At 53.0% G+C, this 19,308-nt stretch carries 19 protein-coding genes; 15 read left to right on the top strand and 4 right to left on the bottom strand.

Annotated features, from left to right (window positions below; all coding sequences use genetic code 11):
• Positions 1–57: 57 nt before the first annotated feature.
• The 9 genes from hpaX to ypdK all read left to right on the top strand — a co-directional run bounded on the left by hpaX (position 58) and on the right by ypdK (position 6,302).
• Positions 58–1,431 (top strand): 4-hydroxyphenylacetate permease, encoded by a 1,374-nt coding sequence (gene hpaX, locus F0Q32_RS03180; RefSeq protein WP_149461939.1) that lies wholly within the window; start codon positions 58–60, stop codon positions 1,429–1,431.
• A 326-nt stretch (positions 1,432–1,757) separates the two neighbouring features.
• The gene (locus F0Q32_RS03175) at positions 1,758–2,003 is read left to right on the top strand and encodes a hypothetical protein (protein WP_149461938.1); all 246 of its coding nucleotides are present in this window, start codon (positions 1,758–1,760) and stop codon (positions 2,001–2,003) included.
• Positions 2,004–2,165: 162 nt separating this feature from the next.
• Complete coding sequence (locus tag F0Q32_RS03170) at positions 2,166–2,396, top strand: (4Fe-4S)-binding protein (RefSeq protein ID WP_149461937.1); 231 nt, start codon at positions 2,166–2,168, stop codon at positions 2,394–2,396.
• Positions 2,397–2,413: 17 nt separating this feature from the next.
• Complete coding sequence (locus F0Q32_RS03165) at positions 2,414–2,686, top strand: GNAT family N-acetyltransferase (RefSeq protein ID WP_015963562.1); 273 nt, start codon at positions 2,414–2,416, stop codon at positions 2,684–2,686.
• 173 nt (positions 2,687–2,859) lie between these two features.
• Positions 2,860–3,201, top strand: coding sequence for a hypothetical protein (locus tag F0Q32_RS03160; protein ID WP_149461936.1), 342 nt, complete (start codon positions 2,860–2,862; stop codon positions 3,199–3,201).
• Positions 3,202–3,588: 387 nt separating this feature from the next.
• The gene (locus F0Q32_RS03155) at positions 3,589–4,266 is read left to right on the top strand and encodes a nucleoside recognition domain-containing protein (protein WP_149461935.1); all 678 of its coding nucleotides are present in this window, start codon (positions 3,589–3,591) and stop codon (positions 4,264–4,266) included.
• A complete protein-coding gene (locus F0Q32_RS03150; protein ID WP_149461934.1) occupies positions 4,247–4,708 on the top strand; it encodes a YjiG family protein in 462 nt (153 codons plus the stop codon). Before F0Q32_RS03155 ends, F0Q32_RS03150 begins: the two co-directional genes overlap by 20 nt.
• A gap of 12 nt (positions 4,709–4,720) precedes the next feature.
• Positions 4,721–5,884 (top strand): beta-aspartyl-peptidase, encoded by a 1,164-nt coding sequence (iadA, locus tag F0Q32_RS03145; RefSeq protein WP_149461933.1) that lies wholly within the window; start codon positions 4,721–4,723, stop codon positions 5,882–5,884.
• Positions 5,885–6,230: 346 nt separating this feature from the next.
• The gene (gene ypdK / locus F0Q32_RS03140) at positions 6,231–6,302 is read left to right on the top strand and encodes a membrane protein YpdK (protein WP_108473772.1); all 72 of its coding nucleotides are present in this window, start codon (positions 6,231–6,233) and stop codon (positions 6,300–6,302) included.
• Positions 6,303–6,351: 49 nt separating this feature from the next.
• Here the strand turns inward: ypdK and alaC are convergent, their stop codons facing one another.
• Positions 6,352–7,590 (bottom strand): alanine transaminase, encoded by a 1,239-nt coding sequence (gene alaC / locus F0Q32_RS03135; RefSeq protein WP_149461932.1) that lies wholly within the window; start codon positions 7,588–7,590, stop codon positions 6,352–6,354.
• 386 nt (positions 7,591–7,976) lie between these two features.
• Here alaC and F0Q32_RS03130 point away from each other — a divergent pair, with 386 nt between their 5' ends.
• On the top strand, positions 7,977–9,674 hold the full coding sequence (locus tag F0Q32_RS03130; RefSeq protein ID WP_149461931.1) for a sensor histidine kinase: 1,698 nt from the start codon (positions 7,977–7,979) through the stop codon (positions 9,672–9,674).
• A 12-nt stretch (positions 9,675–9,686) separates the two neighbouring features.
• Entirely contained in the window at positions 9,687–10,424 is a 738-nt protein-coding gene (locus tag F0Q32_RS03125) for a LytTR family DNA-binding domain-containing protein (protein ID WP_149461930.1), read from the top strand.
• Positions 10,425–10,468: 44 nt separating this feature from the next.
• On the opposite strand, the gene glk is transcribed toward F0Q32_RS03125, so the two are convergent.
• Positions 10,469–11,434 carry a glucokinase gene (gene glk, locus F0Q32_RS03120; RefSeq protein WP_015963537.1) on the bottom strand — a complete coding sequence of 322 codons (966 nt, stop codon included), beginning with the start codon at positions 11,432–11,434 and terminating at the stop codon, positions 10,469–10,471.
• 361 nt (positions 11,435–11,795) lie between these two features.
• On the opposite strand from glk, the gene F0Q32_RS03115 reads away from it, so the two are divergent.
• Positions 11,796–13,034, top strand: a complete 1,239-nt coding sequence (locus F0Q32_RS03115; RefSeq protein ID WP_149461929.1) for an ion channel protein — start codon at positions 11,796–11,798, stop codon at positions 13,032–13,034.
• On the opposite strand, the gene F0Q32_RS03110 is transcribed toward F0Q32_RS03115, so the two are convergent.
• Positions 13,031–14,692 carry an alpha-keto acid decarboxylase family protein gene (locus F0Q32_RS03110; RefSeq protein WP_149461928.1) on the bottom strand — a complete coding sequence of 554 codons (1,662 nt, stop codon included), beginning with the start codon at positions 14,690–14,692 and terminating at the stop codon, positions 13,031–13,033. The two genes, F0Q32_RS03115 and F0Q32_RS03110, sit on opposite strands and share 4 nt — an antisense overlap.
• 175 nt (positions 14,693–14,867) lie before the next feature.
• On the opposite strand from F0Q32_RS03110, the gene mgrA reads away from it, so the two are divergent.
• The gene (mgrA, locus tag F0Q32_RS03105) at positions 14,868–15,857 is read left to right on the top strand and encodes an L-glyceraldehyde 3-phosphate reductase (RefSeq protein WP_149461927.1); all 990 of its coding nucleotides are present in this window, start codon (positions 14,868–14,870) and stop codon (positions 15,855–15,857) included.
• 136 nt (positions 15,858–15,993) lie between these two features.
• Positions 15,994–16,332, top strand: coding sequence for a DUF2502 domain-containing protein (locus tag F0Q32_RS03100; protein WP_149461926.1), 339 nt, complete (start codon positions 15,994–15,996; stop codon positions 16,330–16,332).
• 206 nt (positions 16,333–16,538) lie between these two features.
• Here the strand turns inward: F0Q32_RS03100 and F0Q32_RS03095 are convergent, their stop codons facing one another.
• Positions 16,539–17,780, bottom strand: a complete 1,242-nt coding sequence (locus tag F0Q32_RS03095; protein ID WP_149461925.1) for an Nramp family divalent metal transporter — start codon at positions 17,778–17,780, stop codon at positions 16,539–16,541.
• 334 nt (positions 17,781–18,114) lie between these two features.
• Here F0Q32_RS03095 and nupC point away from each other — a divergent pair, with 334 nt between their 5' ends.
• Positions 18,115–19,302, top strand: coding sequence for a nucleoside permease NupC (gene nupC / locus F0Q32_RS03090; protein ID WP_149461924.1), 1,188 nt, complete (start codon positions 18,115–18,117; stop codon positions 19,300–19,302).
• Positions 19,303–19,308 lie beyond the last annotated feature (6 nt).

Below are 19,308 nucleotides of genomic sequence, written 5' to 3'. Positions count from 1 at the left end.
CATGATAAATATTCGCCTGCTAACAAAATAATATTACATTGCAATGTGGAGCCCGACATGAATGATTCTTCGAGCGTATTATCGCCGCCTTCCGATACGCAGGATACACTGGACCCGCGACAACAAGCGGTGATTAAAAAGTTATTCCGCCGATTAATTGTTTTCTTATTTATTTTATTTGTTTTCTCTTACCTCGATCGCATTAATATTGGTTTTGCCGGTTTAACGATGGGCAAAGATTTAGGTTTAACCAGCACCATGTTCGGTCTGGCAACAACCTTATTTTATGTGATGTATGTCATTTGCGGGATCCCCAGCAATATTATGTTAGGGATTGTCGGTGCCCGACGCTGGATTGCGGTGCTGATGGTGGTATGGGGAATTGCCTCAACGGCGACCATGTTCGCCACCGGGCCAAATAGCCTCTATGTACTGCGAATGCTGGTTGGGATCGCCGAAGCGGGCTTCCTGCCAGGGCTGCTGCTCTATTTAACCTACTGGTTCCCGTCGCAGTATCGCGCCCGTGCTAACGCCTTGTTTATGATTGCGATGCCGGTAACCATGGCCTTAGGCTCGCTGGCATCAGGCTATATTTTGAATATGGATGGTTTATTAAATCTGAAGGGCTGGCAGTGGTTATTTTTGCTGGAAGGTTTCCCCTCCGTATTATTAGGCCTGGTGGTCTGGTTCTGGCTGGATGACTCTCCGGCGAAAGCCAAATGGCTGACCGACGATGATAAAGCCTGTCTTCATGAAATGCTGGAAGCCGATAAACGCGCGGTTCAACAATCACAACAGGGGATCAGCAGCGGAATGATGTCGCAGCGCAGCATGCTGCGGGAGTTATTTACCCCGGTCATTATGCTCTACACGCTGGCTTATTTTTGCCTGACGAATACCCTGAGCGCATTAAGCGTCTGGACGCCACTTATTCTACGCAGTTTTAATCAGGAGAGTAATAACATCACCATTGGATTACTCAGCGCCATTCCGCAGGTGTGCACCATCGTGGGCATGATTTGGTGGAGTAAGCGTTCCGACCGGTTGAATGAGCGGAAAATCCACACGCTGCTGCCTTATCTTTTTGCCGCCGCAGGCTGGATACTGACGGCAACCAGTAGCAACCCGATGCTGCAATTCAGCGGTATCGTGATGGCATCCGCCGGGGCATTTGCCGCGATGGTGATTTTCTGGACCACGCCAGATCAATCGATCTCAATTCAGGCGCGCGCGCTGGGGATTGCGGTGATTAACGCCACCGGGATGACCGGCGCAGCACTGGGGCCACTGCTGATGGGCTGGATGAAAGATATCACCGGTAGTTTCAACGCCGGAATCTATATGGTCGCCGCATTCCTCGTGCTCGGCGCGGTAGTAATTGCCTTCATTCCGATGAAAAAAATGGCGCAAAAAAAGAGTCTGGCGCTGTAAAAAAACCAGGTTGCGGCGCTCACTACAGGCGGAGTCAGGCATAGCCACCACCTGGTGATTTGCGAGCGCCGTATCCTGCAACGGCAATCATCCGAAAGCGAAAATACTCAACATAGATAATGCGCGGCAAAGTTAGCCCCGTCGCCGGAAGTCAGCATCTCGCAGCTAATTTCCATGTAACATCTTTCATCCGGCTGGCAACGTAAGCGACCACGGAGAAGGGATAATAAAATACCGTTTCGCACGTTCATTTACCGAATGTTTAGGCTTCAGCGCTGATTGGCTGTGCTAGCATAAGATCAGACATATTTTCTGGGGATATATTCATGGAATGGAAGGTCATTGACACCTCAAAAACTGAAAAACAGGATATTTTTTCAGTGGTCACCCAGTGCGGCAAAATTAAAACCATTACTCAAATCAAATCGGCCTTCAGCATTAACAAAGGCGATATTCTTACGCCAACGCTTGATGCGACTTACTACATTAATAACAATAAAAACCGCACCATTGAGATTCTCTCTTCTGTCTGCTTTTCCAGCGAAGCGTGGTCCGCGCTAAAGCTGCGATAGTGCGATATAACTGAGTTGAGAATGATTCTTAAAAAGCTACACCCGCTCTGCAATATTTGTTAGCGGGTCGTGCCCAATCAATCAGTAATTCCTTTCCCTCCTGACGCCATGACAAGCTATGATTAGCACAGCCAGTACTTTTATTTGAATTGAGGCAATGTCATGGATAAAGAACTTCTCGACGCCGGATACCGGGTATACACCGGTGAAAAGATCGACGTCTATTTTAACACCACTCTGTGTCAGCACTCGGGCAACTGCGTGCGTGGCAATAGCAAGCCCTTCAATTTGAAGCGCAAACCGTGGATTATGCCCGATAATGTAGAGAGCACCGTGGTGCAACAGGTGATCGATACCTGCCCAAGCGGCGCGCTGAAATACCGTACCAAATAACCCATAGCGAGAAAAAAATGGAAATTCTGGAAGGTAACAACCGTTTTTACGTTAACGATGCTGACGGTAATCAACTGGCCGAAGTGGTTTTTGTCCCCACCGGTGAGCACCTCAGTATTATTGAGCATACCGATGTAGACCCTAGCCTGAAGGGACAGGGCGTCGGCAAGAAACTGGTGGCAAAGGTGGTGGAAAAAATGCGTAACGAGAATCGCAAAATTATTCCGCTGTGCCCCTTCGCTAAACACGAATTTGATACCACCCCGGAATACGCCGATATTCGCGCCTAATCTACAGCGCTCTGCGGAGCGCTGCTCTTCATTGCTCCGATACAGATCGCAAAATAAAGAAAAACCCGCCGTAGCGAATTCAAAACGCCGTTTTAGTTGACCAGCATCAATTTTGTAAACTTTCCGTTACGGTAAAAAGCCCGTCCCGTATAAGAAAAGTCCTACACAATCCTATGAAAAAATTGTTTTTTATTGCCGTACTAACGACGCTGACCTTCCCTGCCCTGGCACTTAATTTCAACTCGACAGTGCTGAAGCTGAAATGCCCCTCGCGTGGGCTAATCGAAATCACGCTGCATGCTTTTGGTCATATCTCCGAGTTGTGGAAGGGACATTATTACGTGGGTGCAGGGCATGAAGTGCATAACGGTACGGAATATTTCAAATTCAGTAACGGCGATACCTTAATGCACAACCCAAAGAGCGATAAGTTCATGTTCTATTTTGCAAAGAGCCACACGTTAAAAGCGTGCCACAAACTCTCTGAACAGCCGATTAAGGTCGCCTTCAATTAAGAGAAGAGCGACGAAACGGCAGCGGAGGTTTCCGCCGTTTCGCCACTATTTTCAATAGTCAGAGCAGTGACATTGCCGGATGCGGCTGCGCCTTACCCGGCCTACGGTTCGGCGTTTCTATCGGATAATCTTCAGCTTAATTGTCGGGTGGTGGCTGCGCCTTACCCGACCTACGCCCATGATGCAGCCATGCCTGATAAGGAAGCGCCATCAGGCATGGTTATCCTGCAACAACGTTTTAGAAGGTGTACCGAAGTGCTTCGCGCCACGGCACTCTCTGACAGTGCCTTTATGAATTCCGAAAAGTTTCTCTTAGGGTTCGTTTCCCGCTGCGGTTCAACTACTTTGGAGGTTGCGTTTCAGGGATAACGTCAACCGGAGGGAAGTATGGAAAAAACATCCCCGATCCAGGAGAAGGTCAGTTGGGTGGGTTATCTCGCCTTTTTTATGACCGTCATTTTCTTTTCAGGCTTTTTTGCGAAATCCACCGAATGGTGGCGAGTATTTGATTTTACCGTGCTGAACGGCACGTTTGGCGCGGTGAACAGCGCCGGCCTGAACGTTGTGTCGTTTCGCGGAACAGGCGGGACGGGAGCGAAGGACGGTTTTCTCTTTGCCCTTGAACTGGCGCCTTCGGTGATTTTGTCGCTTGGCATTATTTCCGTTACCGAAGGCTTGGGCGGATTGCGCGCCGCGCAGCAGCTCATGACCCCCATTCTCAGGCCGATTCTTGGCGTGCCGGGTATTTGCTCGCTGGCATTGATTGCCAATCTGCAAAACACCGATGCCGCTGCGGGGATGACCAAAGAACTGGCGGAGGAAGGCGCGATAAGCGACCAGGAACGCGCAATATTCGCCACCTTTCAGACCAGCGGTAGCGCCATTATCACGAACTATTTTTCCTCTGGCGCGGCGCTGTTTACGGTAATCACTGTTCCTGTAATCACCCCGCTGGCGGTGATTCTGGTGTTTAAGTTTGTCGGCGCAAACCTGTTGCGGTTGTGGATTGCACAAATCGAAAGTCGTCAGCGCAAGGAGGCTGTGGATGAGCACGCACGCCCGTAAGAACGTGATGGATCTGTTTGTCGAGGGTGCCCGGCGCGGTTTCACCATCGCCACCACCAGCCTGTTGCCCAACGTAGTGATGGCATTTGTGATCATCCAGGCGCTGAAAGTTACCGGCTTGCTGGATATTGTTGGCAAGGTTTTCGAACCGGTCATGGGGCTGTGGGGCCTCCCCGGTGAAGCCGCTGCTGTATTGTTGGCCTCGGTGATGAGTATGGGCGGCGGTATCGGCGTTTGCGCGAGTCTGGTGATTTCTGGCGCACTGAATGGCCATGATGCGACGGTGTTGCTTCCCGCGATATATCTGATGGGTAACCCGGTGCAGAATACCGGGCGCTGCCTGGGTACGGCGGGGGTAAACCCGAAATATTATCCGCACATCATCACTATTTGCGTCATTAACGCCCTGCTGTCTATCTGGGTAATGCAAGCGCTTGTATAGGAGGCGTTCTATATGGAAATCACCCTTCCCGGGCTGCGTCTGTTTAAGCAAGCGCATCTCTATACGCCGGAGTGTCTCGGCGTACAGGATTTTCTGGTTGCCGGAGGCAAAATTGTCGCCATCGCCCCGGAGATTGACGCCAGCGGGCTGCCCGGCTGCGAGATCATTAATTTGCAACAGGCCATTGTCTGCCCCGGTTTTATTGACCAGCACGTGCATCTGATTGGCGGCGGTGGCGAAGCAGGGCCGCATACACGTACGCCGGAAGTGCGTCTGTCGAAGCTGGTAGAAGCTGGCATTACGTCCGTGGTCGGTCTGCTGGGTACCGATGGCATCACCCGCCATCCGGAGTCGCTGCTGGCGAAAACCCGGGCGCTGGAAAATGAAGGCATTAGCGCGTGGATGCTGACGGGCGCGTACGCCCTGCCCTCACCAACTATCACCGGTAGCGTGGATCGCGATGTGGCGCTCATCGATAAAGTGATTGGCGTAAAATGCGCGATTTCCGATCACCGCTCCTCCGCACCGGGAAATGAGCAACTTGCTAATATGGCGGCGCTCGCGCGCGTCGGCGGTTTGCTGGGCGAAAAAGCAGGCATTAGCGTATTTCATATGGGCAACAGCCCGCGCGGGCTTGCGCCGCTGGAGGCCATCCTGCAACACGCCGATGTGCCGATTAACAAGCTGCTGCCCACTCACGTTAACCGCGCTGAGCCGCTGTTTGCACAGGCAAAGGCGTTCGCGCTGCGAGGCGGCTATATCGATATCACCAGCAGCATTGAGACACCCATAGATGCGGCGACCGCCATCGCCAGTGCCCTTCGCGACGGCGTGCCCCTCGCGCGGATGACGGTGAGTTCTGACGGTAACGGTAGCCAGCCCGTGTTTAATGCCGAAGGAAAACTGACGGGAATTGGCGTCGCGGGATTTGAATCGTTGTTATGTACACTTCAACAACTGGTTCATCGCCATCAACTTCCGCTGGAGCAGGCTCTGCGCCCGTTCACGCAAACCGTCGCTGAATTCCTCGGCTTTACGCATAAAGGGCAACTGGCAGAGGGTTGCGATGCCGATTTTATTATCCTGACGGCTGGCTTACATATTGATGAGGTCTGGGCGAAAGGAAAAATGCTGGTGCGTAACGGCTATGCCTGTGTGAAAGGAACGTTTGAGTGATGTGATACAGGCGGGAGATGAGGGTCTCCCGTCTGAGTTTCAGACAAAATTAACCATTAAATCAATGTGGTTTACTTAGAATACATCTGAAAAAAAGCCCGTCGCTGAAAGGCAATATATTACCGTAAGAAATTAATGTGTCGCCGATTCACGACAGTTGTAAGTAACTAAAAATTAATAAAAAAATCTGACTTGTCACCCCCTAAAATTAAGCGTACATTAGCGCCATCTGGAGCAGTGATGCGCCGAATTTTGAGGTGATGCCAATGTGCGTCAGCTCACAATGTCACAACAGGACATGTTTTCGTTAGAGCGTATAAACGTGAAATACGCGGAGAGATGAGTCGTGAAATATTTATTTATGGGTGTGTCGTTTATGGTCATCGTTTGGGCCGGTACATTTGCCCTGATGATCTAACCAAGAATGTAAAAAAAACAGGAGCCTTTTGGCTCCTGTTTGCGTTTTATTACTCGGCGTTTTCCGCCGTGTGCTTCGTGCCGGAAGGCAGCAGGCCATCGGCGCGGAACATCGCTTTAATGCCCCTCACCGCCTGACGAATACGGTCACGGTTTTCAATCAGTGCAAAGCGCACGTGGGTATCGCCGTAATCACCGAAACCAATGCCCGGCGACACGCACACTTTCGCGTCCTGAAGCAGCTTTTTGGCAAACTCCAGCGAGCCCATCGCGGCATACGGTTCCGGGATTTTCGCCCACACATACATTGACGCTTTCGGGCACTCGACCATCCAGCCCGCTTCATGCAACCCTTTCACCAGCACGTCACGGCGACGCTTATACTGCGCGGCAATATCGCGCACGCACTGCTGATCGCCTTCCAGCGCAGCAATAGCCGCAACCTGCAACGGCGTAAACGTACCGTAGTCGTGATAGCTTTTGATCCTCGCCAAAGCATTAACCAGCGTTTTGTTACCGACCATAAAGCCGATGCGCCAGCCCGCCATGTTGTAGCTTTTCGACAGCGTGAAGAACTCAACCGCCACATCGCGCGCCCCCGGCACCTGCATAATCGACGGCGCTTTCCAGCCATCGTAGACGATATCGGCGTAAGCGAGGTCGTGCACCACCAGCACATCATAGCGTTTCGCCAGCGCGACCACTTTTTCGAAGAATTCCAGCTCAACACACTGGGCTGTCGGGTTCGATGGAAAGCCCAAAATCATCATTTTCGGCTTAGGATAACTTTCACGAATGGCACGTTCCAGTTCGTTAAAGAAGTCGACGCCTTCCACCAGCGGCACCGAGCGCACCTGCGCGCCGGCAATGACCGCGCCGTAGATGTGAATCGGATAGCTTGGATTCGGCACCAGCACCGTATCACCATGATCGAGCGTGGCCAGCATCAGGTGCGCCAGCCCCTCTTTCGAACCAATGGTTACGATCGCTTCGCTTTCCGGGTCAATTTCAACGTCGTAGCGATCCTGATACCAGCGCGAAATGGCACGACGCAGACGCGGGATGCCACGCGAGGTTGAATAACCATGTGTATCTGGACGCTGGGCGACGGTACAGAGTTTTTCGACAATATGCGGCGGGGTCGCACCGTCCGGGTTACCCATGCTGAAATCGATAATGTCTTCGCCGCGCCGACGCGCAGCCATTTTCAGTTCAGCGGTAATGTTGAAAACATACGGGGGTAAGCGATCGATACGCGTAAAACGACGTTCAGGACTGAATTCAGCCATAGGTTCCTCAGATTCACGTTAGCGCCCGGACCGTCCGAGCGACGCTGCCACGACAGTGGCGTGTTTAGAAAATAGCCTGAAAAAAAAGCTTCTGTCGAGGGGTAAGGCAAAAAATAGTTCTGGGTGCAAAAAGAGGAAGCTTAATAAAACGAAAATTATCCCTGTGTTCATAATGGCATTTTTAACAACATTTATTTAACTCAATTTTATCCTATTGTTCTCATGAGAAATTCTTAAGCATCCCCTGGTTCCCATTGATTAGCCAATTATCGATTAATCCCCTTTTAATTTTGTGGATTATGAATTTTCATCCTCCTATCCAGACAACTGGTCATCTGGCGCGGGGTTTCTTATCATAAGACTTTCCTGATAAACCCGGCGTTCCCATGCACGAAATTTTCAACATGCTGCTGGCGGTGTTCGACCGCGCAGCGCTGATGCTGATCTGTCTGTTCTTTCTGATCCGCATCCGCCTCTTCCGCGAACTGCTGCACAAAACGGCCCACACCCCAAAAGAGCTGCTTGCCGTGAGTGCGATCTTCTCGCTTTTCGCCCTGTTCAGCACCTGGTCCGGCGTACCGGTGGAAGGATCGCTGGTGAATGTGCGTATTATCGCGGTGATGTCCGGCGGTATTCTGTTTGGCCCATGGGTTGGGGCAATTGTCGGGCTGATTGCCGGGGTTCACCGCTATCTGATTGATATTGGTGGCGTTACTGCCGTGCCTTGTTTCATCACCAGTATTATTGCCGGGCTGCTTTCGGGCTGGATAAACGTCAAAATTCCTAAAGCGCAACACTGGCGCATCGGTATTCTGGCCGGGATGCTGTGTGAAACGCTGACCATGATTCTGGTGATTGTCTGGGCACCAACCACTGCCCTGGGTATCGATATCGTCTCTAAAATCGGTATTCCAATGATTCTTGGCAGCGTCTGTATTGGCTTTATCGTGCTGCTGGTGCAGAGCGTTGAGGGGGAGAAAGAGGCCAGCGCCGCGCGGCAGGCCAAGCTGGCACTCGATATCGCCAACAAAACACTGCCGCTGTTCCGCCATGTGAACAGCGAATCTCTGCGCCAGGTGTGTGACATTATCCGCAAGGATATCCACGCCGATGCGGTAGCGATTACGAATACAGACCACGTGCTGGCGTACGTCGGCGTTGGGGAAAATAACTATCGCGATCAGGACGATATTGTTAGCCCAACCACCTTTGAGGCGATTACCAGCGGAAAAATCATCATTAAAAACAATGATGAGGCTTATCGCACGCCGGAAATTCACTCAATGCTGGTGATTCCTTTGTGGGAGAAAGGCGTGGTGACCGGGACGCTGAAAATCTACTACTGCCACGCGCACCAGATTACTTCATCCTTGCAGGAGATGGCGGTTGGTCTGTCGCAGATTATCTCCACGCAGCTGGAGGTCTCGCGCGCCGAGCAGCTCCGGGAAATGGCAAATAAGGCAGAGCTGCGCGCCCTGCAAAGCAAGATTAATCCCCATTTTCTGTTTAACGCCCTGAACGCGATTTCCTCCTCCATTCGCCTGAATCCGGACACCGCGCGCCAGTTGATTTTTAATCTGTCCCGCTATCTGCGCTATAACATTGAATTGAAAGACGATGAGCAGATTGATATCCGCAAAGAGCTGTATCAAATCAAAGATTACATCGCCATTGAGCAGGCGCGGTTTGGCGACAAGCTGACGGTTATCTACGATATCGATGATGAGGTGAATTGCGTGATCCCAAGCCTGCTGATACAGCCGCTGGTCGAAAATGCCATCGTCCATGGCATCCAGCCCTGTAAGGGCAAGGGTGTGGTCACCATTAGCATCACCGAAAGCGGCAACCGCGTGCGCATCAGCGTGCGTGACACCGGGCACGGCATTGACCCGCAGGTCATTGCCCGCGTTGAAGCCAATGAAATGCCGGGCAATAAAATTGGCCTGCTGAACGTTCATCACCGGGTAAAATTGTTGTATGGCGAGGGGCTGCACATCCGCCGTCTGGAACCGGGCACCGAAATCGCCTTTTACGTTCCCAACGCGCGCACGCCGGTGACGGCGCCCGCCACTCTGCTGCCGTAAAAGGGAGAGAAAATGAAAGTCATCATTGTTGAAGACGAGATTCTGGCGCAACAGGAACTGACCTGGCTGATAAAAGAACACAGCCAGATGGAGATTGTCGGTACGTTTGACGACGGCCTCGACGTGCTGCGTTTTTTACAGCACAACAAAGTGGACGCCATCTTCCTTGATATCAATATTCCTTCGCTGGATGGTGTGCTGCTGGCACAAAGCATCAGCCAGTTTGCCCATAAGCCGTTTATCGTGTTTATCACCGCGTGGAAGGAACATGCGGTAGAGGCGTTCGAGCTGGAGGCGTTTGATTACATTCTTAAGCCTTATCAGGAATCACGCATTATCAGCATGTTGCAGAAGCTGGAAAGCGCCTGGCAACAACAAGCAGGCGGCAGTAGTGCGATACCGGGAACGGCTGCGCGCGAAAATGACACCATCAATCTGATTAAAGATGAGCGCATTATCGTTACCAGCATCAACGATATTTACTACGCCGAAGCGCACGAGAAAATGACCTTCGTGTACACCAAACGCGAGTCGTACGTAATGCCCATGAACATCACGGAGTTTTGCAGCAAGCTTCCGGCCACTCACTTCTTCCGCTGCCATCGATCGTATTGTGTGAATCTGGATAAGATCCGCGAGATTGAGCCGTGGTTTAATAACACCTATATCCTGCGCCTGCGCGACCTTGATTTTCAGGTGCCCGTCAGCCGCAGCAAGGTGAAAGAGTTTCGTCAGTTGATGCATTTGTAAGGATACCGGGTGAGTGAGTGCCACCCGGTATAAAGCGGGAAAACTTACAGAATTTGCCCCAGCGTCTGGCGCAGGTGCGCCCCGGAGCCCAGCAGGCCTGGGTTATCGTGAACAATAAGATAGACCGGGATATCCTGCACGTAGGCTTTGAAACGACCTTTATCTTCAAAACCGCCACGGAAGCCGGACGCTTTAAAGAATTCGAGGAAGCGCGGCACGATGCCACCCGCAATATAGACGCCGCCAAAGGTGCCGAGCGTCAGCGCCAGATTGCCGCCAAAGCGACCCATGATGACACAGAACAGCGACAGCGCGCGGCGACAGTCGATGCAGGTATCTTCCAGCGCACGCTGAGTAATGTCTTTCGGCTGTAAGTTTTCCGGCAGACGACCGTCAGATTTCACAATCGCGCGATACAGATTGACCAGCCCCGGCCCGGAAAGCACACGTTCCGCAGAGACATGGCCGATTTCCGCCCGTAGCTCTTCAAGGATAATCCCCTCTTCTTCGCTGTTCGGTGCGAAATCGACGTGACCGCCCTCGCCTGGCAGGCTGACCCAACGCTTATCAACGTGAACCAGATGCGCCACGCCTAACCCGGTGCCAGCGCCATAAACCGCAATCGGTTTGCCTTCTACGGGTTCCGCGCCGCCAAACTGAATCAGGTGCTCCTTTTTCAGCATCGGGATAGCCATCGACACGGCGGTGAAATCATTAATGATTTCCAGATGCGCGAAGCCAAGATTCTTCTTCATTTCAGCAATGGAAAAGGCCCAGGTGTGGTTGGTCATCGCGACCCAGTCACCGGTGATCGGGCAGGCAATGGCGATGCAGGCATCTTCCACTTCCACATTGTGTTCTTTGAGATAGACGCGGACCACCGCTTCGAGGCTGGGGTAATCCAGGCCTGAGTAGGTCTTCGCCTGCGAGATTTCACCCGTGGCGAGGTCACATAACGCTAAACGCGCGTTGGTGCCCCCAACGTCTCCTGTTAATGCAAACTTTGTCATTCCGTTACGGCTCCGCTAAAGTCAGGATAATTCTATATACCCAAAATAATTCGAGTTGCACGAAGGCGGCAAACGAGTGAATCCCCAGGAGCGTACATGAGTACGTGACTGGGGTGAGCGAGTGCAGCCAACGCACAGGCAACTTGAAGTATGACGTGTATATCACAGAGTAAATTCAAGGCGCGGTAACAACAATGACGATTGTGTCAGCGCCCCAGGATTATCGATCTACGTCACATAATTTTATGTATCAACCTTAAGGATATCTCTGTTTCGCCGTATCGTTTCAGCATCTATTGCGCTGAAGGCATTTACAGAACCCGGCAAAGTGATGCCAGCTTTTAGCCAAAAGGAAATCATCATGCTCCATCCGCGAGCCCGCACGATGTTATTACTCGCCATTCCGGCGATGGTTATTGGTGTTGCCGCCAGCCTGATTTTAATTGTGGTGATGAAAATTGCCTCGGTTTTACAGCATCTGCTGTGGAGTACCCTGCCCGGCGCAATCGGCGTCTCGTGGGAGTCACCGTGGTGGATAATTCTGGTGCTGACGCTAACCGGCCTGGTGGTAGGGCTGGTGATTCGCTTTAGCCCGGGTCACGCGGGGCCTGATCCGGCAACCGAGCCGCTGATTGGCGTGCCCGTTGCGCCTTACTGCTTACCAGGATTGATTCTGGCATTGATACTTGGCCTGGCGGGCGGCGTTAGCCTCGGCCCGGAACACCCGATTATGTCGGTGAATATCGCGATCGCGGTGGTGCTGGGCGCGCGCTTTTTCCCGCGCGTCAGCGCCCTTGAATGGACCATCCTTGCCGCCGCAGGTACCATCGGCGCGCTGTTTGGCACGCCGGTCGCCGCGGCACTGATTTTCTCGCAAACCCTGAATGGCAATAACGATGCGCCACTCTGGGATCGCCTGTTTGCGCCGCTGCTGGCGGCGGCTGCCGGGGCGCTCACCACCAGCCTCTTCTTCCAGCCGCACTTTTCGCTGCCAATTCCCCATTACCAGCAGATGCGGATTATCGATATTTTCAGCGGCGCGGTGGTTGCCGCGATCGCCATTGCCGTGGGCATGGTGGCGGTATGGTGTCTGCCCCGTCTGCACGCCCTGATGCATCGCTTAAAACATCCGGTTCTGGTGCTCAGCGCCGGTGGTTTTTTGCTGGGCCTGCTGGGGATTATCGGCGGACCCATTACGCTGTTTAAAGGGCTCGATGAAATGCAGCAGCTCGCCTTTAGCCAGACGCTGACCAGCAGTGATTTTATGCTGATTGCCGCCGTGAAGCTGGCGGCGCTGGTGATTGCTTCGGCCAGCGGTTTCCGCGGTGGTCGTATCTTCCCGGCCGTATTTGTCGCCGTGGCGCTCGGTCTGATGTTGCACGCTCACGTCGATGCCGTTCCAGCGGCAATTACCGTCTCCTGTGCGATTCTGGGGCTGGTGCTGGTCGTCACCCGTGATGGCTGGCTGAGCCTGTTTATGGCCGCCGTGGTCGTGCCGGATACCACGCTTTTACCGCTATTGTGTATTGTGATGCTGCCCGCCTGGCTCCTGCTGGCGGGCAAGCCGATGATGATGGTTCCGCGTAAAGAGAAGCCCTAGCCTTTACTGTTGCGCGTCTCGAGCGCCTGAGTGACAGCACGAAGCAGGTCAGGAATGTCCTGCTTCGGCAGCACCACTTCCACCAGCGTTAAGCGTTCAATTTGCGCGGTTTTCGCCAGTACCTCGTCCAGTTGAACGCTTTCCGTTACACGCCAGCACTGTGCCTGGCTGTCGAGATTCAGCGCCTGCGGCAGTTGCGTCCAGTTCCACAAACTGATGTCGTTATAGCGCGCCTCGGGGCCATGGATCGCCCTCTCCACCGTGTAGCCATCATTGTTGAGCAACAGAATGAGCGGTCGCAGGCCATCGCGCAGCATTGAACCCAGTTCCTGAATCGTCAGTTGCGCCGCGCCATCGCCGACGATCAGTACTACGCGTCTTTCCGGGCGAGCGGTTTGTGCGCCAAATGCCGCGGGTAGCGTGAAACCGATTGAGCCCCACAGCGGTTGTACAATCAGTGAAGCATCACTGGGTAGTTTGAGGGCCGCTACGCCAAACGCCGCTGTTCCCTGATCGCCCAGAATAATGTCGCCAGGCTGGAGGTGTTTCTGCAGCGTTTGCCAGAAGCGCGCCTGTGTTAACTCGCCCTCTTTTCCAGAGAAAAACGGCGCAATGCTGCGTGTTTCCGTGCGCCATTTCGCCGATAGCTCATGGCTCACGGCAATCAACGCCTGCGTCGCCTGCGCCATCGGAATACCGCTGAACCAGCGATCGCCGACGCGCGCGGCAAACGGTTGAATGGAAATCGATTTTTTGTCCGGAATTTTGTGAGTAAAGCCGGCGGTGGTGGTATCCGTAAAGCGGGTACCGATACACAGAATCGCCTCCGCATCCTCTATTGATTCGCGTGTTTGCGGCAAACTCGCTACACCGCTGTAAATCCCCACGAAGCCCGGTTGCTGCTCATCAAACAGACCTTTGCCCATTAACAACGAGGCGTGAGGAATTGGTGTCTGCGCCATCCAGTCACGCAGCGTTTCTTGCAGGCCAAAGCGCAGCGCGAGGAAGTCAGCCAGCAGAGAGACCCGACGACAGGGTTGCAGCATGTCGCGCACGGCTTGCGTAAAACGTTCAATCTGACCGTCGTTGATAGCCGTATCGGTTAGCGTAAGTGCGTTTACCGGACGGCTGGTCGGCGCTTTGGCCACGTCGGCGGGCAGCGAGAGATAGCCCGGACGGCGATGTTTGATCATTTCAGTCAGTACGCGGTCGATTTCATCCGTCGCATTGCGGACTGTTAACACGCCCTGCGCCACGGAAATTGGGGCGCTCATCTGACGAAAATGGTCGAATTTTCCGTCGCCCAGCGTATGGTGCAGAAGCTCCTGACGCTGCTGCGACCCGGTACAGGGGGCACCCACAATGTGCAGCACCGGCACATATTCTGCGAAGCTTCCCGCCACGCCGTTTAACGCACTCAACTCCCCCACGCCATAAGTCGTCAACAACGCGCCGCATCCCTGAACGCGTGCATAGCCATCGGCGGCATAAGCGGCATTGAGTTCATTGGCGCAGCCGACCCAGCGCAGCGCAGGATGCGCAATCACATGGTCGAGGAATTGCAGGTTGTAGTCTCCCGGCACGCCAAACAGATGGTCCACGCCGCAGTCCGCGAGGCGATCCAGTAGATAATCCGCAATAGTGTAAGACGTTTGCATGATAAGTACCCTTTAGCCACTTGCTCATCTCTGAGTATTGAAGAAGCGGTTCACCTGTCCAGACAGATACGAAAATGCTATTGGAAAGTAAAATTTACAGCAGAAGAGAGTATACGGAGGGGGCAACAATGCGTAGTGTAAACGCATACACTACTGATGCTTTGCGGAGGAACTTATGGTTTATCAGGCAGATCCGTCACGCTACAACACGATGGAATATCGTCGCTGTGGCGTAAGCGGGCTGAAACTTCCCGCCATTTCGCTGGGCTTATGGCATAACTTTGGCGACGCCACGTTAATCGAAACCAGCAGGCAGCTGCTGCGCCATGCCTTTGACCTCGGCATTACCCATTTTGATTTAGCCAACAACTATGGGCCACCACCGGGTTCAGCGGAGAGTAATTTTGGCCGCATTCTGCGGGAAGATTTTTTGCCCTGGCGCGACGAGCTGATTATCTCCAGCAAAGCGGGCTACACCATGTGGGACGGGCCGTACGGCGACTGGGGATCGCGTAAATATCTGGTCGCCAGCCTCGATCAAAGCCTGAAACGCATGGGGCTGGAGTATGTGGATATCTTTTATCATCATCGTCCAGATCCGGATACGCCGCTGGCGGAAACCATGCGTGCACTGGATCACATTGTACGTCAGGGCAAAGCACTGTACATCGGGCTTTCCAATTACCCGGCTGACCGTGCGAAAGAGGCCCTTGCGATTCTTAACGATCTGGGCACGCCCTGCCTGATCCACCAGCCAAAGTATTCCATGTTTGAACGCTGGGTTGAGGATGGGCTGCTCGATCTGCTGAAGCAGGAAGGCGTTGGCAGCATCGCCTTTTCACCGTTAGCGGGCGGGCAGCTTACGGATCGCTATCTCAATGGTATTCCGACAGATTCCCGTGCCGCCAGTGGCAGCCGTTTTCTTAATCCGGAACAACTGACGGAAGAGAAACTCGCTAAAGTTCGTCAGCTCAATAAGATTGCCGCGCAGCGTGGACAGAAATTGTCGCAAATGGCGCTGGCCTGGATACTACGTGACGAAAAAGTGACATCAGTTCTGATTGGCGCCAGTAAAACCGCGCAACTGGATGACGCTGTCGGCATGTTGAATAACAGGCACTTTAGCGCGCAAGAACGGGCTGACATAGACGCGATTTTACAATAGTGCAAATTAGCAGCACTTTTAGCAAAAAGTGCTGCTCCTTTCGATTTAAGAGTTACCCCGATGATACGGATATTTACTTGTTCGTAATATAGGGTTAACAGGCCGGACAAGGCCCCGATCGTGAAGGAGATAAAGTATGTTCAGGTCACTGATTCTGGCTGCAGTATTGATGGCCTCAGCAGCACCAATGGTTGCTAATGCTGGCGAAATCACCCTGTTGCCATCGATAAAATTACAAATTGGCGATCGTGACAATTACGGTAACTACTGGGACGGCGGCCGCTGGCGCGACCGGGACTACTGGCATCGTCACTATCAATGGCGCGACCGCGGTTGGCACCGCCATGACAATGGCTGGCATCGCGGCTGGGATAATCGCAGAGCTTACGAGCGCGGTTATCACGATGGCCGCCATGACGGGCGCGGGCGTGGCCCGGGTCGTGGTCATGAACATGGGCACGGGAAGCATCATTAATCTTTTTTCAGAAAGCAGCCGGAAGGCTGCTTGAGACTGATGACAAACGCAACATTGCCTGATGCGCTACGCTTATCAGGCCTACAAGGCTTCTGCAATCTATTGAATTTGGAATGTTTTGTAGGCCGGATAAGGCGCTTACGCCGCATCCGGCAAGAACAAAACGCACTTTGTCAGCAATTTGAAGCAGCCGGAAGGCTGTTTTTTTATAACCCCAACAGCGTTCCCACCAACAGCCAGCCGTTTAACGCCACCACCAGGCCCACAATCAGCCAACCGGTGCGTCTTACCCGTGCGGAGTTTACCAACTCGCCCATCAGTTTTTGATTACTGGTAAAGACCAGCAGCGGCACCAGTGCCAGCGCAATCCCGAAGCTCAGCAACACCTGGCTCATCACCAGAATCCGGGTCGGATCCATCCCCATCAGGATCACGATGAACGACGGCAGCATGGTGACGGAGCGGCGCACCCACAGCGGAATGTGGAAGCGGATGAAGCCCTGCATCACCACCTGCCCTGCCAGGGTACCCACCACGGTAGAAGAGAGCCCGGCGGCAATCAGGCTCAGGCCAAAGATAGTGGCCGCAGCATGACTGAGCAACGGCTCGAGCGTCAGATACGCCTGGTCGAGATCCGCAATTCCGGTATGCCCGTGGAAGTGAAACGCGGCGGCAGCGGTGGCCATCATCGCGAGGTTAACGAATCCGGCAATGGTCATGGCTATCGCCACATCCCAGCGCGTCGCGTTATAGCGTTCACGCGCGCTACCGCCGTGCAGATTCTGGGTCAGCGACGAGTGCAGGTAAATCACGTGCGGCATGATGGTCGCACCCAGCACGCCTGCCGCGAGGAATACGGCTTCCGAGGAGGGCAGAGAAGGGATAATCATCCCTTTTGCCAGCGGCGCCAGCGCGGGTTGCGAGAAGATCAGTTCGACGATGTAGGCTGCGGCGACAAACAGCAGCAGCCCGCCGATCACTCTCTCCAGCGGTTTTTGCCCACGCCGTTGCAGCATCAGAATCAGGAAGGTCGCAATCCCGGTTAATACCGCGCCCTGAAGCAGCGAGATCCCCAGGATCAGCTTGAAGCCGATGGCCGCGCCGATAAATTCCGCGAGATCGGTCGCCATCGCGATGATCTCCGCCTGCACCCAATAAAACCACACGACCGGTCTCGGGTAATGGTCGCGAATCTGTTCCGCCAGGTTTTTACCCGTGGCGATACCGAGCTTGGCAGAAAGCACCTGAATCAGCATCGCCATCAGGTTGGCCCATACCACCACCCACAAAAGCTGATAGCCGAAGCTGGCCCCGGCCTGAATATTGGTCGCAAAGTTACCCGGATCGATATAACCGATGGCGGCAATGAATGCGGGCCCCATCAGCGCAAGCCTCATCCGGCGCGCTGTACGACTGCTGTTGTTACTTGCCACGCGACTGTCTGTCATTCTCTGCCTCAAAAACATAGCCTTTGCTATGTTTCATGCTATAAAAATGAGAATGATTATCAAGTTCATTTAAAAAGGTGATAATGATTGCTCTGATAGCCGAAACCGATAGTCGGGCTGGAGGTTGGGAAGGTTTGGTATACGCTTATTGTGAGGTTAGTACATTATACAATCTTTAAACACATTTACGTAACATAATAAAAATGTATGTTCGATCACTCTTTTTGAGATTGCTCACAGGTTATGAATATAGTGAGACTTTGATCTCGTTTTATTTAGTTACGTTACATAGAATGTGCAAGAAAATTAAACCTGCCTCATATTTGGAGCAAATATGGACCGCGTTCTTCATTTCGTCCTGGCGCTTGGCGTTGTGGCGATTTTAGCGTTGCTGGTCAGCCATGACCGCAAAAAAATTCGAATTCGTTATGTAATTCAGTTACTTGTCATTGAAGTTTTACTGGCATGGTTCTTCCTGAACTCCAACGTCGGTCTGGGCTTCGTGAAAGGCTTTTCCGAAATGTTCGAAAAACTGCTCGGTTTCGCCAACGAAGGTACTAACTTCGTCTTCGGTAGTATGAACGATCAAGGCCTGGCATTCTTCTTCCTGAAAGTTCTGTGCCCTATCGTCTTCATCTCTGCGCTGATCGGTATTCTGCAACACATTCGCGTGCTGCCGATTGTTATCCGGGCGATTGGTTTCGTGCTCTCCAAAGTCAACGGCATGGGCAAGCTGGAATCGTTCAACGCCGTGAGCTCACTGATTCTGGGCCAGTCTGAGAACTTTATCGCCTATAAAGATATTCTCGGCAAAATGTCCCGCAACCGCATGTACACCATGGCGGCAACGGCAATGTCTACCGTGTCGATGTCTATCGTCGGGGCTTACATGACCATGCTGGACCCGAAATACGTGGTGGCGGCGCTGGTTCTGAACATGTTCAGCACCTTTATTGTCCTCTCTATCATCAACCCATACCGCGTTGATGCCAGCGAAGAAAACATTCAGATGTCCAACCTGCACGAAGGTCAAAGCTTCTTCGAAATGCTGGGTGAATACATTCTGGCAGGTTTCAAAGTAGCGATTATCGTTGCGGCGATGCTGATTGGCTTTATCGCGCTGATTGCAGGTCTGAACGCCCTGTTTGCTGCCGTTCTGGGTATCTCCTTCCAGGGCATCCTGGGCTACATCTTCTATCCGGTTGCCTGGGTGATGGGTGTACCGGCCAGCGAAGCGCTGCAGGTGGGTAGTATCATGGCGACCAAACTGGTCTCTAACGAATTCGTCGCGATGATGGACCTGCAGAAAGTCGCATCCACGCTCTCTCCACGCGCGGTGGGTATCATCTCTGTGTTCCTGGTTTCCTTCGCGAACTTCTCTTCTATCGGTATTATCGCCGGGGCGATTAAAGGCCTGAACGAAGAGCAAGGTAACGTGGTTTCTCGCTTCGGTCTGAAACTGGTTTACGGTTCTACGCTGGTGAGCGTGCTGTCTGCGTCAATTGCGGCGCTGGTACTGTAACGCTAA

It is taken from the genome of Pseudocitrobacter sp. 73 (assembly GCF_008369545.1).
GTDB classification, from domain to species: Bacteria; Pseudomonadota; Gammaproteobacteria; order Enterobacterales; family Enterobacteriaceae; genus Pseudocitrobacter; species Pseudocitrobacter vendiensis.
The sequence above is the reverse complement of the archived record's forward strand: the minus strand, read 5'-3'. Positions and strand labels throughout refer to the sequence as shown.

Bases quoted from the DNA above. Each gene is read 5' to 3' on its own strand.
- iadA (WP_149461933.1), top strand. From the start codon at position 4,721: ATGGAAATCACCCTTCCCGGGCTGCGTCTGTTTAAGCAAGCGCATCTC.
- F0Q32_RS03100 (WP_149461926.1), top strand. From the start codon at position 15,994: ATGTTCAGGTCACTGATTCTGGCTGCAGTATTGATGGCCTCAGCAGCA.
- alaC (WP_149461932.1), bottom strand. From the start codon at position 7,590: ATGGCTGAATTCAGTCCTGAACGTCGTTTTACGCGTATCGATCGCTTA.
- F0Q32_RS03125 (WP_149461930.1), top strand. From the start codon at position 9,687: ATGAAAGTCATCATTGTTGAAGACGAGATTCTGGCGCAACAGGAACTG.
- hpaX (WP_149461939.1), top strand. From the start codon at position 58: ATGAATGATTCTTCGAGCGTATTATCGCCGCCTTCCGATACGCAGGAT.
- F0Q32_RS03170 (WP_149461937.1), top strand. From the start codon at position 2,166: ATGGATAAAGAACTTCTCGACGCCGGATACCGGGTATACACCGGTGAA.
- F0Q32_RS03150 (WP_149461934.1), top strand. From the start codon at position 4,247: ATGAGCACGCACGCCCGTAAGAACGTGATGGATCTGTTTGTCGAGGGT.
- glk (WP_015963537.1), bottom strand. From the start codon at position 11,434: ATGACAAAGTTTGCATTAACAGGAGACGTTGGGGGCACCAACGCGCGT.
- F0Q32_RS03095 (WP_149461925.1), bottom strand. From the start codon at position 17,780: ATGACAGACAGTCGCGTGGCAAGTAACAACAGCAGTCGTACAGCGCGC.
- F0Q32_RS03110 (WP_149461928.1), bottom strand. From the start codon at position 14,692: ATGCAAACGTCTTACACTATTGCGGATTATCTACTGGATCGCCTCGCG.
- mgrA (WP_149461927.1), top strand. From the start codon at position 14,868: ATGGTTTATCAGGCAGATCCGTCACGCTACAACACGATGGAATATCGT.
- F0Q32_RS03155 (WP_149461935.1), top strand. From the start codon at position 3,589: ATGGAAAAAACATCCCCGATCCAGGAGAAGGTCAGTTGGGTGGGTTAT.
- F0Q32_RS03160 (WP_149461936.1), top strand. From the start codon at position 2,860: ATGAAAAAATTGTTTTTTATTGCCGTACTAACGACGCTGACCTTCCCT.
- F0Q32_RS03115 (WP_149461929.1), top strand. From the start codon at position 11,796: ATGCTCCATCCGCGAGCCCGCACGATGTTATTACTCGCCATTCCGGCG.
- F0Q32_RS03130 (WP_149461931.1), top strand. From the start codon at position 7,977: ATGCACGAAATTTTCAACATGCTGCTGGCGGTGTTCGACCGCGCAGCG.
- F0Q32_RS03165 (WP_015963562.1), top strand. From the start codon at position 2,414: ATGGAAATTCTGGAAGGTAACAACCGTTTTTACGTTAACGATGCTGAC.
- nupC (WP_149461924.1), top strand. From the start codon at position 18,115: ATGGACCGCGTTCTTCATTTCGTCCTGGCGCTTGGCGTTGTGGCGATT.
- F0Q32_RS03175 (WP_149461938.1), top strand. From the start codon at position 1,758: ATGGAATGGAAGGTCATTGACACCTCAAAAACTGAAAAACAGGATATT.